The 13,822-nt window shown below is 73.3% G+C and carries 17 protein-coding genes; 11 read left to right on the top strand and 6 right to left on the bottom strand.

Annotated features, from left to right (window positions below; genetic code table 11):
* A complete protein-coding gene (locus ACFVXH_RS00790) occupies positions 1-873 on the bottom strand; it encodes a sensor histidine kinase (protein WP_387819384.1) in 873 nt (290 codons plus the stop codon).
* A gap of 117 nt (positions 874-990) precedes the next feature.
* On the opposite strand from ACFVXH_RS00790, the gene ACFVXH_RS00785 reads away from it, so the two are divergent.
* From ACFVXH_RS00785 to hemC, 3 genes are all read left to right on the top strand, one after another.
* Complete coding sequence (locus tag ACFVXH_RS00785; protein WP_049651382.1) at positions 991-1,716, top strand: ABC transporter ATP-binding protein; 726 nt, start codon at positions 991-993, stop codon at positions 1,714-1,716.
* Positions 1,713-4,022, top strand: a complete 2,310-nt coding sequence (locus ACFVXH_RS00780; protein ID WP_387819382.1) for an FtsX-like permease family protein — start codon at positions 1,713-1,715, stop codon at positions 4,020-4,022. The genes ACFVXH_RS00785 and ACFVXH_RS00780 overlap by 4 nt, the downstream gene beginning before the upstream one ends.
* Before the next feature lie 128 nt (positions 4,023-4,150).
* Complete coding sequence (hemC, locus tag ACFVXH_RS00775) at positions 4,151-5,086, top strand: hydroxymethylbilane synthase (RefSeq protein WP_049651384.1); 936 nt, start codon at positions 4,151-4,153, stop codon at positions 5,084-5,086.
* 4 nt (positions 5,087-5,090) lie between these two features.
* Here the strand turns inward: hemC and ACFVXH_RS00770 are convergent, their stop codons facing one another.
* Positions 5,091-5,693, bottom strand: a complete 603-nt coding sequence (locus ACFVXH_RS00770; protein WP_380743817.1) for a GrpB family protein — start codon at positions 5,691-5,693, stop codon at positions 5,091-5,093.
* Positions 5,694-5,912: 219 nt separating this feature from the next.
* On the opposite strand from ACFVXH_RS00770, the gene ACFVXH_RS00765 reads away from it, so the two are divergent.
* A complete protein-coding gene (locus ACFVXH_RS00765) occupies positions 5,913-6,443 on the top strand; it encodes a hypothetical protein (RefSeq protein WP_387819379.1) in 531 nt (176 codons plus the stop codon).
* 20 nt (positions 6,444-6,463) lie between these two features.
* On the opposite strand, the gene ACFVXH_RS00760 is transcribed toward ACFVXH_RS00765, so the two are convergent.
* Positions 6,464-6,988 carry a helix-turn-helix domain-containing protein gene (locus ACFVXH_RS00760; protein ID WP_387819377.1) on the bottom strand — a complete coding sequence of 175 codons (525 nt, stop codon included), beginning with the start codon at positions 6,986-6,988 and terminating at the stop codon, positions 6,464-6,466.
* A gap of 65 nt (positions 6,989-7,053) precedes the next feature.
* Here ACFVXH_RS00760 and def point away from each other — a divergent pair, with 65 nt between their 5' ends.
* Together def and ACFVXH_RS00750 are read left to right on the top strand one after the other, a co-directional pair.
* Positions 7,054-7,638 carry a peptide deformylase gene (gene def, locus ACFVXH_RS00755; RefSeq protein ID WP_074002221.1) on the top strand — a complete coding sequence of 195 codons (585 nt, stop codon included), beginning with the start codon at positions 7,054-7,056 and terminating at the stop codon, positions 7,636-7,638.
* Positions 7,635-8,291: a class I SAM-dependent methyltransferase gene (locus tag ACFVXH_RS00750; protein WP_387819375.1), complete on the top strand. Its 657-nt coding sequence runs from the start codon at positions 7,635-7,637 to the stop codon at positions 8,289-8,291. Before def ends, ACFVXH_RS00750 begins: the two co-directional genes overlap by 4 nt.
* Positions 8,292-8,459: 168 nt before the next feature.
* Here ACFVXH_RS00750 and ACFVXH_RS00745 read toward each other — a convergent pair whose 3' ends face one another.
* Both ACFVXH_RS00745 and ACFVXH_RS00740 read right to left on the bottom strand, forming a co-directional pair.
* Positions 8,460-8,651 carry a DUF397 domain-containing protein gene (locus tag ACFVXH_RS00745; protein ID WP_380779041.1) on the bottom strand — a complete coding sequence of 64 codons (192 nt, stop codon included), beginning with the start codon at positions 8,649-8,651 and terminating at the stop codon, positions 8,460-8,462.
* A complete protein-coding gene (locus ACFVXH_RS00740; RefSeq protein WP_380779043.1) occupies positions 8,648-9,517 on the bottom strand; it encodes a Scr1 family TA system antitoxin-like transcriptional regulator in 870 nt (289 codons plus the stop codon). Before ACFVXH_RS00740 ends, ACFVXH_RS00745 begins: the two co-directional genes overlap by 4 nt.
* 122 nt (positions 9,518-9,639) lie before the next feature.
* Here ACFVXH_RS00740 and ACFVXH_RS00735 point away from each other — a divergent pair, with 122 nt between their 5' ends.
* The 5 genes from ACFVXH_RS00735 (at position 9,640) to ACFVXH_RS00715 (ending at position 12,552) form a co-directional block, all read left to right on the top strand.
* A complete protein-coding gene (locus tag ACFVXH_RS00735) occupies positions 9,640-10,116 on the top strand; it encodes an ATP-binding protein (protein ID WP_387819372.1) in 477 nt (158 codons plus the stop codon).
* A gap of 231 nt (positions 10,117-10,347) precedes the next feature.
* Positions 10,348-10,551, top strand: coding sequence for a hypothetical protein (locus ACFVXH_RS00730; protein ID WP_049651392.1), 204 nt, complete (start codon positions 10,348-10,350; stop codon positions 10,549-10,551).
* A 161-nt stretch (positions 10,552-10,712) separates the two neighbouring features.
* Complete coding sequence (locus ACFVXH_RS00725) at positions 10,713-11,486, top strand: maleylpyruvate isomerase family mycothiol-dependent enzyme (RefSeq protein ID WP_049651393.1); 774 nt, start codon at positions 10,713-10,715, stop codon at positions 11,484-11,486.
* 42 nt (positions 11,487-11,528) lie between these two features.
* Positions 11,529-12,194, top strand: a complete 666-nt coding sequence (locus tag ACFVXH_RS00720; protein WP_387819369.1) for an SMI1/KNR4 family protein — start codon at positions 11,529-11,531, stop codon at positions 12,192-12,194.
* 43 nt (positions 12,195-12,237) lie between these two features.
* A complete protein-coding gene (locus ACFVXH_RS00715) occupies positions 12,238-12,552 on the top strand; it encodes a hypothetical protein (protein ID WP_147409070.1) in 315 nt (104 codons plus the stop codon).
* A gap of 78 nt (positions 12,553-12,630) precedes the next feature.
* On the opposite strand, the gene ACFVXH_RS00710 is transcribed toward ACFVXH_RS00715, so the two are convergent.
* Positions 12,631-13,404 (bottom strand): NDP-sugar synthase, encoded by a 774-nt coding sequence (locus tag ACFVXH_RS00710; RefSeq protein WP_387819367.1) that lies wholly within the window; start codon positions 13,402-13,404, stop codon positions 12,631-12,633.
* Positions 13,405-13,822 lie beyond the last annotated feature (418 nt).

The following is a 13,822-nucleotide window of genomic DNA, read 5'->3' as shown; positions in this document are numbered from 1 at the left end:
TCACGGCCGGTCCAACGGGATGCGGGCGCGGACCCGGAAGCCGCCGCCGAGCCGGCGCCGGGCGTCCAGGTCCCCGCCGTACACCGCGACGCGCTCGCGCAGGCCGATCAGCCCGCGCCCGGCGCCGTCCGGCCTCGGCCCGTCCGGTGCGGACCGTCCCCCTGACGCGGCGGCCGCCCCGGAGAGCACGCTCGGACCGCTGTTGAGCACCTCCACCCGCAGGTAGTGGTCCGCGTAGCGCACCGTCACCTCCACCGTCACCCCGTCCCCGTGCTTGAGCGCATTGGTCAGCGCCTCCTGGATGATCCGGTACGCCGTCACGTCGATCCCGCCCGGCAGCGGCCTCGGCTCGCCCGAGACCCGCACCTCGACCGGCAGCCCGGCGAAGGCGAACCGGTCGATCAGCGGGCTCAGCCGGCTCAGGCTGGGCTGCGGCGCGAAGCCGTCCGGCGCGGGCTCCTCGCTGCCGTCCGCGGCGGGGGCCAGCAGGCCGAGCAGGTGCCGCAGCTCGGTCATCGTGTCCCGCCCGGCCGCCTCGACCGCGGCCATCGCGGCCGCCGCCTCCGCGGGCATGGTGGCCAGCACCTCGCGCGCGGCCCCGGCCTGCACCACCATCAGGCTCACGTTGTGGCTCACGATGTCGTGCAACTCGGCGGCGATCCGGGACCGTTCGGCCTCCACGGCGGTCCGGGCGGCGCTCTCCCGCTCCCGTTCCAGCAGCCAGCCGCGCTCGCCGATGGCCGCCCGGTGCAGCCGCCGCGCGCGGACGAGCGCCACCGCCAGCCAGCCGGCCGCCGTGCCCGCCGCAGCGGCCGTCGCGACGGCCGCCCACTCCCACCCCGTTCCCCACACGGCGACAGCCTCCCAGGTCACCGCATGATCCACATCATCCGGGGGTGCCGCCCCCGTACATCCCGGGTACTACGGCCGCCGCGGTTACACCCGGGGTGGGACGTGCCGGCGGCGGCCCCGCGCCTACGGTCGTCCACCATGAGCAACGACCACGACGGGACCTCCCGGCCGGACGACGCGCAGGTCGTCGTCGAGCTGTCCGGGGTGCACAAGGAGTTCGGCGACGCCAAGGCGCTCGACGGCGTCGACCTGCGGATCCGCGCCGGCGAGGCGGTCGCCGTGATGGGCCCCTCGGGGTGCGGCAAGTCCACCCTGCTGAACATGGTGGCCGGACTGGACCGGCCCACCGCCGGCACCGTCCGGGTGCAGGGCCAGGACCTCGGACGGCTGAACGAGAACGGGCTGGCCCTGTTCCGCCGCCGGCACGTCGGCATGATCTTCCAGTTCTTCAACCTGATCGACGACCTCCCGGCCCTCGACAACGTCGCCCTGGCCGCCCAGCTGACCGGCACCGGCGCCCGCCAGGCCCGCCGCCGGGCGCTGGAGCTGCTGGACGAACTCGGCGTCGCGCACCGCAAGGACGTCTACCCGGCCACGCTCAGCGGCGGCGAGCGCCAGCGCGTCGCGGTGGCCCGCGCCCTGATGAACCGCCCGGCCCTGCTGCTCGCCGACGAGCCCACCGGCGCCCTGGACAGCCGCTCCGGCGAGCAGGTGATGGACCTCCTGATCGACCTCAACCAGATCGGCCAGACCCTGCTGATCGTCACCCACGACCCCGCCCTGGCCACCCGCTGCGCCAGCCGGCTGGTCGAGGTCGCGGACGGCCGGGTGGCCGGCGACCGGATGCTGGAGGCGTCCGCATGACCGGCGCCGTCTGGCGTGCCTCCCGGGCGGCCGTGAAGCGCCGCCGGGTGCAGACCATCGTGATCGGCCTGGTCGTCTTCTGCTCCACCACGACCGTGCTGCTCGCCCTCGCGGTGATCAGCGCCGCCCGGGCCCCCTTCGACGACGCCTTCTCCCAGCAGCGCGGCGCCCACGTCGTCGCGACCTTCGACCCGGCCGGGGCCACGCCGGAACAACTGGCCGCCACCGCCCACCGGCCCGGCGTCGAGGCCGCCGCCGGGCCGTTCGACCAGGCCGTGGTGGAGATCCCCACCGACTGGGTCGGCAGCCCGCCCGGAGCGCTCACCCTGGTCGGCCGCTCCGACCCGGCCGGCCCGGTGGACCGGGTGCAACTGCTGGGCGGCCGCTGGGCGAGCAAGCCCGGCGAGGTCGTCATCAACGAGCCGTTCGGCGGCTACTCGCCCGCCAACCTGGACTACCCGCTGCCCCTCAGCGGCGGCCGGACGCTCACCATCGTCGGCTACGCCACCAGCATGAGCCAGAGCGCGGGCGGCTGGGTCACCCCCGAACAGGCCGCCGACCTGCACCCCAGCGCCCGGCAGATGCTCTACCGGTTCTCCGACGCCTCCGACGAACAGCGGCTCACCTCCGCCCTGGCCACCGCCACCGAGGGCCTGCCGAAGGACGCGCTCACCAACGTCCAGTCCTACCTGGTGCTCAAGGACGCCTTCTCCGCGGGCGCCGACGCCTACCTGCCGCTGATGACGGTCTTCGGCGTGCTCGGCCTGGTCGTCGCCGCGCTGATCGTCGGCAACGTGGTGAGCGGCGCGGTCGTCTCCGGCTACCGGCACATCGGCGTGCTGAAGGCGATCGGCTTCACCCCGCGCCAGGTGGTCACCGTCTACCTGACCATGGTCTCGGTACCCGCCGTCGCCGGCACCGTCCTCGGCACCGCGGCCGGCTGGGTGGCGGCCCACCCGATCCTCCAGTCCGCCTTCTCCGGGATCACCACCGGCACCGCCGTGATCGAACCGGCCGGCTGGCTGCCCGCCGCCACCCTGGTCAGCGTCCCGCTGCTGGTGGTCTTCGCCGCCCTCCTCCCCGCCTCGCGCGCCCACCGGCTGTCCGCCGCCCAGGCCATCTCGGCCGGCAGCGCACCGCGCGCCGGGCGCGGACTGAAGGTCCAGCGCCTGCTGAGCGGCACCCGCCTGCCGCGCGCCGTCAGCCTCGGCCTCGGCCAGCCCTTCGCCCGTCCCGGCCGCACCGCGCTCACCATGTCGGCGATCGTGCTCGGCGTGCTCACCGTGACCGTGACGTCGGGACTGGGCACCACCCTGACCAGGCTGGTGGGCCACAACGACGGCCACACCCACGTCAGGGTGCAGACCGCCCACTTCGCGGGCAACAAGACCGAGCCCCGGCTCACTCCCGCCCAGACCGAGACGATGCTGCGGACCACACCCGGCGCCGACCAGGTCCACGTCCGCGGGCTGGTCAAGGTCGGGCTGGTCGGCTTCACCCAGCCGGTCTTCGCCGACTTCCTCAGCGGCGACGGGATCGCTGAGCAGCTGCAGCGCGAGGTGGTCAGGGGCCGCGCGGCGACCGGGCCGAACGAGATCGAGGCCGGGCCCTCCTTCCTCCGGGAGCACGGACTCAGGCTCGGCGACCGGCTCACCCTCGACCTCGACGGCCGGCGGCTGACCGTCACCGTCGTCGGCGAGGTGGTCCAGGGCAACGCCCGGGCCTTCACGTCCAACGACCTCACCCGGGCCGCGCTCACCGACGACCCGCACGCGGTCGAGTACGACATCAGCCTCGCCGAGGGCGCCGACGCCCAGGCGTACCAGCGGGCCGTGACGGCCGCCGACCCGAGCCTCTCGGCCCAGGTGTTCGCGCCCGACCCGTCCGGCCCGATCGTCGCGGTGATCAGCTTCGCCACGATCTTCACCGTCCTGCTGTCGGTGGTCGCCGCACTGGGCGTCTTCAACACCCTGCTGCTCACCATCCGCGAGCGCCGCCGGGACCTCGGCATGCTCAAGTCGATCGGCATGACACCCCGCCAGGTGGTGACGATGACGATCACCTCGGTGGCCTGGCAGGGCGTGGTCAGCGCGCTCATCGGCGTCCCGGCCGGCATCCTGGCGCACCGGCTGCTCATCGAGAACGTCGGGAGCATCCTCTTCCCGGAGTGGACGATGGACGTCTGGAGCGCCCCGCTGCTCACCGGCGTCGGCGTCGCGGGCGTCGCCATCGCCGTCCTCGGCGCGCTCGTCCCGGCCCGTTCGGCCGCCCGGCTGCCGATCGCCGAGGTGCTGCACAACGAGTAAGTCCGCCGTGGGGGGAGGGCCGGTCGGATCATCCGACCGGCCCTCCGCCGTGCGCGGGTCCGCCGCGTTCCCGTCACGAAACTGACGCATGCTCAGTCCGTGTCGTGAGGACGCCTATCATCTGCGCCATGGCCACCGCTGAGCTGATCCGCATCGTCTCCCGCTCCTCGCCCATGGCACTGGCCCAGGTCGAGCGGGTCCGCACCGAACTCGCCGCCCTGCACCCGGGGCTGCGCACCGAGGTGGTGCCCGTCACCACCTCGGGCGACCGCTGGACGGGTGATCTCGCCGCCCTCGGCGGCAAGGGCGCCTTCACCAAGGAGGTCGACGCCGCGCTGCTCGCCGGGGAGGCCGACGTCGCCGTCCACTGCCTCAAGGACGTGCCCGCCGACCGACCGCTGCCGGCGGGCACCGTCTTCGCCGCCTACCTGCGCCGCGACGACATCCGCGACGCCCTCGTCCACCCCGGCGGCCTGCCGCTGGCCGCCCTCCCGCCCGGCACCCGGATCGGCACCTCCTCCGTCCGCCGGGTCGCCCAACTCGCCGCCTCCCACCCGCATCTGGAGTGCCTCCCGATCCGCGGAAACGCCAACAGCCGGCTCGCCAAGCTGGACGCCGGGGACGTCGACGCGCTGCTGCTCGCGCTCTCCGGCCTGGAGCGGATCGGCGAGCAGGCGCGGATCACCGAGGTGCTCGGCATCGAGGCGATGTGCCCGCCGATCGGCGCCGGCATCCTCGTCCTGCAGTGCCGCGAGGGCGACACCGCGACCATCGAGGCGGTCACCGGCCTCGGCCACCACGACACCTGGCGCGAGGCGGCGGCCGAGCGGATGTTCCTGCACGCGCTCCAGGGCCACTGCAACAGCCCGATCGCCGGGTACGCCAGGGCCGAGCGGGACGGCCGCCTCTCGCTGCGCGGCCGGGTCTTCACCCCGGACGGCAAGCAGGTGCTGGACGCCCACGAGTGGGCGGGCGCGCTCAGCCCGGAGGACCTCGGGACGTCGGTGGCGCTGGCGCTCAAGCGGCAGGGCGCGCAGGAGCTGATCTCCTCGATCCCGCACTGAGCGGCTATTCCGCTTCGGCCGCGGCCCGTTCGATGATGCCGGCGATCACCTCGGTCTTGGCGTCGGCGTAGTTCTGCAGGTACTCCCAGGACTGCTCGGCCAGGGCCCGCTTGGCGTCGGCGTACAGCTCGCGGTCGCCGCGGTGGCGGCGCAGCCGGTCGCGGAAGCGCAGCATCCGCCCGATCTCGGGGCATCCGGCGGACAGCACGTGCAGGTTGGCGTAGTCGGCGCTGGGGTCGATGGCGTACCGGCGCAGGACGCGGTGCTCGTACCAGTCGGGTTCGCGGACGGCGAGCCGGTAGCCCAGGGCTTCGAGGGCGGGCACGTAGGCCGCCTCGTCGGCGGAGTCGGGCACGATCAGCAGCATGTCGACGACCGGTTTGGCGGGGAGGTCGGGCACGGAGGTGGAGCCGACGTGCTCGATCCGGTGGTCGAGGTGGGCCAGGCGCTCCGCCATGCCCGCGGCCTCCCGCTGGTAGGCCGCGGGCCACCGCGGGTCGTGGTCGCGCAGGACGATCCGGCCGTCGGGCCTGGTGGGCGCACCCAGGTTGGCCGCCTCGATCTCCTCGGTGGTCATGGGGACGCGCGGGATCTCCTGCTCGGGCACGGCCGGCTCCTGTTCCTCGGGTGCTGGTCAAGGGGGTCCTCGTCGGGGACCGACCCAGTAGACCAGGACGCGTCGGCCTTCGCGCGGCCGTCGGGTCGGGGCCGCGTCGGCTTCCGCGCGGTCGCCTGACGGTCCGTGCGGTGAGCGGATGGTGACGCTCCGGAGGTTTTTCTCTTCCGGGTGAGAACCGGCCGGGTGCGCGGGGCGTCCGTTTGAGGCGTGATCAGTGCGGTGCTCGGCGGGATGCCGATGTTCTGGCCCGGGTTGCTGCTCTCGCTGGTGCCCGCGGCCCTGTTGAACCGGCCGGTGGGGCGGTTGCTGCGGGCCCACTGGGTGGTGGGCTTCGTCCTGCTGCTCGGGCTCGGCGGGGTGGTCGTGGCGACCCTGCTGCCGGAGGCGTTCCGGCTCTCGGAGGGCGCCGTCCGGCACTGCGCCGTGGCGGGCGGCCGGCCGCGGTCGCCGTACGAGCTGCTGCACGTCCGGCACATCGAGCTCAAGCTGGCGACCTACGCCCCGGTCGGTTTCGCGGCGGCGCTGGCGGGCCCCCGGCGGCGGGCGGCGGCGCTGCTGGGTGCGGCGGTGCTGCCGTTCGCGGTGTCGGCGGTGCACTACGCGCTGCCGGCGATCGGGCGGGCCTGCGACGTGCAGGACGTCTGGGATGGGGTGCAGGGGGTCGCCTTCGGAGCGGCGGCGGGGTTGGCGGCCGGGCCGCTGGTACGGGCGCTGCGGACGCGTTCGCGGGCCGTCTGACGGCCTGTCCATCCGGCTGTCTACTGGTCGAGGAGCGGGAAGAGCCGGGTGACGGCGGCGACCGGGCGGGCCCCGGCGGGGCGGGCGGCCGGGTCGGCCTCGCGGCCCCGGTAGCGCGCCAGCGTCCGGCGGACCTCCTCGCCGACGGCGGCCAGTTCCTCGGGCGTCAGGTAGACGACGGCGCTGAAGGCCTCGTCCTGCCGCCACTCGGCCGGGGCCTCGGCGCGCCGGGCGAGCCAGCGCTGGTAGCTCTCGTCCTCCAGGCCGCGCGCCAGCTCTCCGAACCCGCCTTCCACGACGTCCGGTCGGCTTGTCGGCAGCCGCCAGGGCCGGGCCCGCCCGTCGGTGGCCGGGGCCTCCTCGATCAGCCCGTACCGGGCCAACTGCCGCAGGTGGAACGAGCAGAGGCCGGAGCTGAGGCCGAGTCGGGCGGCGGCCTCGGTGGAGGTGACGGTGCCGTGCTCGCGCTCGGCGAGCAGGTCCAGCAGCGCGGTGCGGACGGCGTGCTCGGGGAGGGGGCCGGTTCTGACGAGGTCTTCGGTCACTTTGCAAAGTCTGCTACTTTGCAAAGTCAGACCGCAAGTACCGTCTCTCGAAGGAGTGCCCTCCCGTGTCCGAGCTGCGCGAACGGCCGACCGTCCTGCGGATCACCGAGGTGGGGGAGGAGATCCTGAGCCGCACCTGCCGGACCGCCACCGAGGAGGACTTCGGCAGCGAGCGCCTGGCCCGGCTCATCGACGACATGTTCGCCACCATGCACGTCGCCGACGGCTGCGGCCTCGCCGCCAACCAGGTGGACGTCGACCTGCGCCTGTTCGTCTACGACTGCCCCGACGACGACGGCGTCCGGCACACCGGCCACGTGCTCAACCCGGTGGTCGACGAGCAGGAGCCCGGCCGCGCACTGATCGAGGAGACCGAGGGCTGCCTCTCCGTCCCCGGCGCGAACACCAAACTCGCCCGCCCCGCCCGCACCGTGGTGCGCGGCGTCGACCAGCACGGCGACCCCGTCGTGATCGAGGGCACCGGCTACTTCGCCCGCTGCCTCCAGCACGAGACCGACCACCTGAACGGCGGCCTCTACATCGACCGCCTCTCCGCCCGCGACCGCAAGCGCATGCTGAAGCAGACCGCCGACCGCCGGGAGAAGGTCTTCGCCGAACGCGCCGCCAGGGCTGCCAAGATGGCGCGGTGACCGAACCCGCGCACCTCGCCGCCGTCCGCGCCTCGTACGACGCCGTCGCCGCCGACTACCTCCGCCTCGTCGTCCCGCCGGAGGGCATGGACCCGGTGTCCCGCGCCATGCTCGCCGCCTTCGCGGAGCTGGTACGGGAGTCGGGCGGCGGCGAGGTCGCGGACCTCGGCTGCGGCCCCGGGCGGGTGACGGCGTACCTGTCCGGCCTGGGGCTGCGGGCCTTCGGGGTGGACGTGTCGGGCGAGATGGTCGCGCTCGCCCGCCGGGCCTACCCCCGACTGCGCTTCCTGCACGGCTCGATGGGCGCCCTCGACCTCCCCGACGGCGCCCTCGGCGGCATCCTCGCCTGGTACTCCGTCCACCACACCCCGGCCTCGCAACTGCCCGGCCTCTTCGCCGAGTTCGCCCGCGTCCTCGCACCCGGCGGCCACCTCCTCCTCGGCGGCCACGTCGGCGAGGCCCAACTGCTGCGCCCGACCCAGGCGTACGGCCACCCGGTGTCGTACGCCTCGCACCTCGTCCCGGCCGGGCACCTCGCCGAACTCCTCGAACAGGCCGGCTTCACCGTCACGGCGCGGACGGAACAGCCGCACCCGCAGCGGGAAAACCGGTCCCACGCCTGCCTGCTGGCCCAGGCGCCCGGCCGGCGCTGAGCCCGGACATCGGCGCGGCCCGCCGGACCAGGGAGAGCGTCGGGGGCTGACACACGCCGGCCTGGACCCGTACAGAGTGGATCTGTCGGGTGGGGGCAGGAGGCCGCAGGTACGCCAACGGCCCGCCGCCGGGAAGGCGGTGGGCCGTTTGAGGGGAGCTCTGGTCGGTCAGACCTCGGTGGTGGCGGCGAACTTCACGAAGGCCGCCCAGGCGGTCGGCTCGAAGGCCAGCTGGGGGCCGGTCTTGTCCTTGGAGTCACGCACGTGGACGGTGCTGGGGGTCTCGGCGACCTCGATGCACTCTGCGCCCTCGTTGCTGCTGTAGCTGCTCTTGAACCAAGCCAGCTCGGCCATGTTCATCGCTCTCCCAGGATCATTTCGATCAAGGCCAATGACGCCCTCATGTTGAGCGCCTGCCCCCTGAGGGTGCCGTACCGTGCAGCCATCTTACGGACTTCTTCCGGCTCCGTGATCAGCCTGTTGACGTGCTGGACTTCCACATACGCGATCGGCGGCCGTCCGGGAGGGGTGAGGAGCGTGAAGGGCCCGCCCATGCCCGCGTTCTCGGGTGCGTCGAGCGGCATGATCTGCAGCTCAAGGCCGCGGATTTCCGCTACTTTGAGAAGTCGTTCGAGCTGCTCTCGATGCACATCCCAACCTCCGATCGGGCGCCGGAGGACGCTTTCGTCGATTACCCAGCTCATGGTTGGCAAGGGCCACCGGGTGAGGATTTCCTGGCGAGCGAGCCGTGCCGCAACCCACGTGTCGATCTGCCCCACCGAGAGCCACGGCCTGCGCATCTCGTAGAGCGCCCGCATGTGAGCTTCGGTCTGAAGCAGTCCAGGAATGAGCAGGGTGCTGTAACTGTGGATCTCCAGGGCCCTGCCTTCCTCCTGGGTGAAGGCCTTGTTGTAGGCGGGGTGCCTCTCGGACACGCGCACCTTCGCCTTCATCACGTCGTCCGCGACGACCTTGAGCAGCCCGCCTGCGTCAAGGGCGTCGTCCACCACCGTCAGGTACTCGATCCTCGGGGTCCGCACGCCCCGCTCCACGGCCCCGACGTGGTCTTCGCTGTAGCCGGTGGTCTTGGCCAGCTGCTTCTGCGTGATTCCCGCCCGCTCGCGGAGGAGTTTGATCATCTTCCCGACCGCGCTGTAGAACTCCGCGACGCCGTCGAAGCCCTCCGCCGTCTCGCCGTCCTCGAAGACGGTTCCCTCAAGGCTCATCGCAGTCCATCTCTTTCGATCTTGGGTCGACCGGCAGGCCAACTATGTGCACCCGTACAGATACTCTCTGTGTCCGCCGGGCTGCTGGCCAGCGTACGTCCGCCCGACCACGCTTAACTCCCATGACGACCGAAACCCCCCTCGAAAACCCCCGGTCCCGTACCGCCCTCTTCGCCGCCACCCCCAAGGGCGCCGCCATCTGCCGGCGCCTGGCGAGGCGTCAACTCACCCACTGGGGGCTGGACTCCACGCACACCGAGCCGTTCCACTGCGCGCTGCTGATCGTCACGGAGCTGGCCGCCAACGCGATCACGCACGGACGCGTTCCGGGGCGCGGGTTCGAGCTTCACCTCTCCCTCACCACCTCCGTGCGCCGGGGCACCACCCTTCGCATCGAGATCAGCGACCCCCGGGGTGACAGGCTCCCCGTCCTCCCCACCGTCCACACCCCCAGTGCCCAGACCGGACGCGGCCTCACCCTCATCGACGCCCTCAGCCACCGCTGGGGCACCATCCCCCGCCACCCCAACTCCAAGACCGTCTGGGCCGAACTCGACCTCGTGGCGCCCGCCGCGCCCGATGTCCCCGATGCCCCCTGAACCCCGCGATAGCCCAACACCCCACTGAACCAACAGGAGTGGGAAGTCGACCCCTCCGACTTCCCACTCCTCTCGCTTCCTCGCCGACGCCCACCGCCGGTCCGGGGACATCCCAGGTTTGTGGGATACCCCCAGGTCGAGGGGCATTGCCAGGATGTGGCGCACGGAGCCGACCACTCCGGCCGGGCTCCGTCGGAGCGTCCGGCCGTCTCGAAAGAGGGATCCACACCCATGAAGATCCGCCGACTTGTCGCCGCCTCGGCCGTTGCCGCCGTGCTGGCCCCGGTGCTCGTCCTGGCCACCGGGACCCAGGCGAACGCCTACCCGCGGCAGCTGTCGAAGAGGGAGCAGTGCACCGCGGCGTGGAACGTCAACTACTGGTCCGGCGGCGCGTCCTTCGCTCGCGGCCAGTGGGCCGCCTGTATGGCGGGCTGACCGCCTCCCGCGGCCCCCGGCGCGGCCGGGGGCCGCGACCCACCGGCCGCTGTCGTCCGGTGTATCGGTGACGCCGGCGCCCCCGTGCTCCGGTCCACCGCGGGGACCGTGCCGACAAATTCGCTGTCCGGTGGCCGGAGCGCCGTGATACACAATCCGGCGTGCAGAACATAGTGGAGTTTCCCGAGGTCCTGAGGCTGATCGAGGACCGGTCGGCCGCTTTCCGCGCCGCGATCGCGGCCGCCCCCGACCTCGACGTCCAGGTCCCGACCTGCCCGGACTGGACGCTGCGTGAACTGGCGCAGCACCTCGGCGACGGCCGCCGCCGCCAGGCCGCCATCGTCGCGGCTGGCCCGGGCGCCGAGCCCCCGGCGAAGACGTCCCCGAAGGGCGCCCCGACCGCGCCCCGTGACCGCGAAGCCCTGGACGCCTGGCTCGCCGAGTCGACCGGGCTCATGCTCGACGCTCTGCGCGAGGCCGGCCCGGACCGTGGCTGCTGGACCTGGTGGGGCCGCTCGCAGGCCCCGGAGACCAGCGGAGCCCTGGCCCGGCACCAGATCCAGGAGATCGCCGTCCACACCTACGACGTCCAGCTCATCCTGGGCGCCGCACAGCCGCTGCCGGCGGACGTCGCGGTCGAGGGCGTCGACGAGTTCCTGACGACCGTCTCGGCGACGACCGTCCCCTGGCCGTTCAAGCCGGCGACCATCGACCTGCACGCGGCCGAGGGCCGCTCCTGGCGCCTGACCCTCGACGCCGACGGCGTCCGCTGCGACGGCCTCGCCGCCGACGCGGAGCCGGGCGACATGGTGATGCGCGGGGCGGCGAGCGACCTGGTCCTCTACTTCTACGACCGCATCCCGCTCGACAGCCTGGACAACTCCGGCACCACCGAGCCGATGGAGCAGCTCGCGGAGTGGGACCCGACCGCGTAGAGGCGGCATCCGGTGGGCCGGCAATCGGCGAGAGGGCGGGCGATGACCGAGGCGTGGGACCGACTGCGGGCGATCATGGGGGAACCGGTGTACGCCCCGGCGCGGGTTCCGTGGGAGTCGGCGCCTGCCGAGCTGGGGGTCCAACTACCCTCGGACTACCGGGCGTTCATCGACCTGTACGGCGGGGTGAACCTGAACGGCGAGTGGGGTGTGTACACGCCGACGGAGACGCCGGTCCACGCCGGCGAGCCGACCGGTCTGGCGGGATGGCGCTTCAGGACCGACACCGATCTCCGCGATCAGCTCGAAGGCGAAGAGGTGTGGTGGGAGCTGCCGGGCTCCACCCCGGTGTTCCCGGACCCGGGCGGCCTGCTGCCCTGGGGCTGGAACAGCAACCACAACCAGTGCTGCTGGCTGACCACCGGTCCGGACCCCGAGCAGTGGCCGGTGGCGGTGTTCTACGAGGACCGGCTCGACCACTTCGACGGTGGTTTCGCGGAGTTCCTGGTCACCGTGCTGACCGGCGGCTACGCGGCGGAGGACGAGTTGCTGGTGCGCGCGGACCCTGCCGTGTGGGGGCCGCAGCCGGCCCGGCCCCTCTGGTCGCCGAAGGGGGACTGGGCGGGCAGGAACTGGGGCGCCGAGTGGGGGATCGACGGATTCCTCACGGCGCCCGGGTCGACGGAGATGCCCTGGGTCAGGACGTGAGGGCGCCGCACGCACGCGCACCGCGGACGGGAGGCGGTTCCCGGTGAAGCGCCCTTACTGGCAGCCGTACTGGTGGCGGCTGCGGTTCCGTGCGGACGGCGAGCCGGAGTTCGCGGTGCTGGGGCCCGAGCCGGTCAACCGGGTTCCGAACGACGCGCTGAGGAACGTGCCCCTGGAGGTATGGGCGGACGCCCTGCTGGAGGAGGCGCCCGACGAGCTCGACGACCTGCGCGGTGACCTGCTCCTGGAGTGCTTCACGGAGCCCGCCCCCACGGAGGGCACCCCGCCGGTGTACTCGCGCCAGGTCCGGCTGCCGGGCCCCGCCCTGCCTCCGTACCCCGGGAGACGGCTCTCCTGAGCCACCACCCCGGCACCGCTCCCCGGCCGTGGAGCGCTGCGTCGCTCGTGCTGAGGACGATCGTGGACCGGGGAGGTCTCAGGCCGGCGGGTGTCGGTCCCCGGTCGCACCGCTGAGGCCGGGTCCGTTCCCGGGTGGCGCGGTCGGTGCCACGCGCTCCCGTAGCTCTCGCAGGTCCGCCGGGGTGTTGACCGCGCACCAGTAGCCCTCGGCGCGGTACCCCGCCAGCTGCCGCAGCCGCACCAGGTGCGGCAGGGTCGTGGTCGCGTGGTCCCCCTGGTCCGGCAGCAGGGGGACGACCCCGGGCGCGAAGGCGTACACGCCGCCGTTGACCGTGCAGGCGGGCGGGGGCGGTGCGGCGAGCTCGGCGACCCGGCCCAGGGCGTCGCAGCGGACCGTGCCCCGTGGCAGCCGGGGCGGGACCAGGGCGACCGTGGCCAGCGCCCCGCAGCGCAGGTGGTGGGCGGCCAGCGGGGTGAGCGGGAAGTCGGCCCAGATGTCGCCGTAGACGGCGAACCACGGTTCCCACGGCGCCGGTAGCGCGCTGGCGGCGAGTTTCAGCCCGCCGCCCCGGCCCAGCGGGGTGGACTCCACGACCACGGTGGTGCGGACGGGCAGGGGCGCCGTGCGGACGTAGTCGGTGATCGCCTGGGAGCGGTAGCCCGCCGAGACGACCACCGTCTCCACGCCCGCGTCGGCGAACCGGTCGAGCTGGTGGCGCAGCAGCGGTGTGCCGTCGACCTCGACCATCGCCTTGGGGCGCAGGTCCGTGTGCGGGGCGAGCCGTCGGCCGCGTCCGCCCGCCAGGATCACGGCCTGGCGGATCGGGAAGCACGTGTCCGGCGATGGCATTCCCGACCTCCCGGGAGCGACGGCACGGCTTCGGAGCCCCGGCCGCGCGGTGCGGACGGAGCGTACGAATGCGACGAGGGTGGCCCCGACGCGCCGCTGGAGAGGCAACCGATCCGATCGCCGTGAAGTCACGCCGATGAGCGGGTGATCGGTGTGATCGGTGCTCCCGTCCTGCGGAGTGATCAGTCGGGTCCGCAGATGTCCGAGTCGGGCTCCGCCCACAGCCTCCTGTGTCGCGCCTCCGGGTGAACCCTGACGGAAGATCAGGGGACGGCGGCTCCCCGCCCCTGATGCCCCGGGCGAGCGGGATCGGAAGACTCGTCGTGCCGGGCCGGGGCCCCCCGGCCCCGGCGCGGACAATAGGGAGGCGGGCCCCCCCGGTAACCGCCCCCCCAACCCCACCCAGTGGGCGGGCGGG

Source organism: Kitasatospora sp. NPDC058184 (genome assembly GCF_042883725.1).
Lineage (GTDB): Bacteria > Actinomycetota > Actinomycetes > Streptomycetales > Streptomycetaceae > Kitasatospora.
Note: the sequence above shows the minus strand (reverse complement) of the source record. Positions and strands in the feature narration are given on the sequence as shown.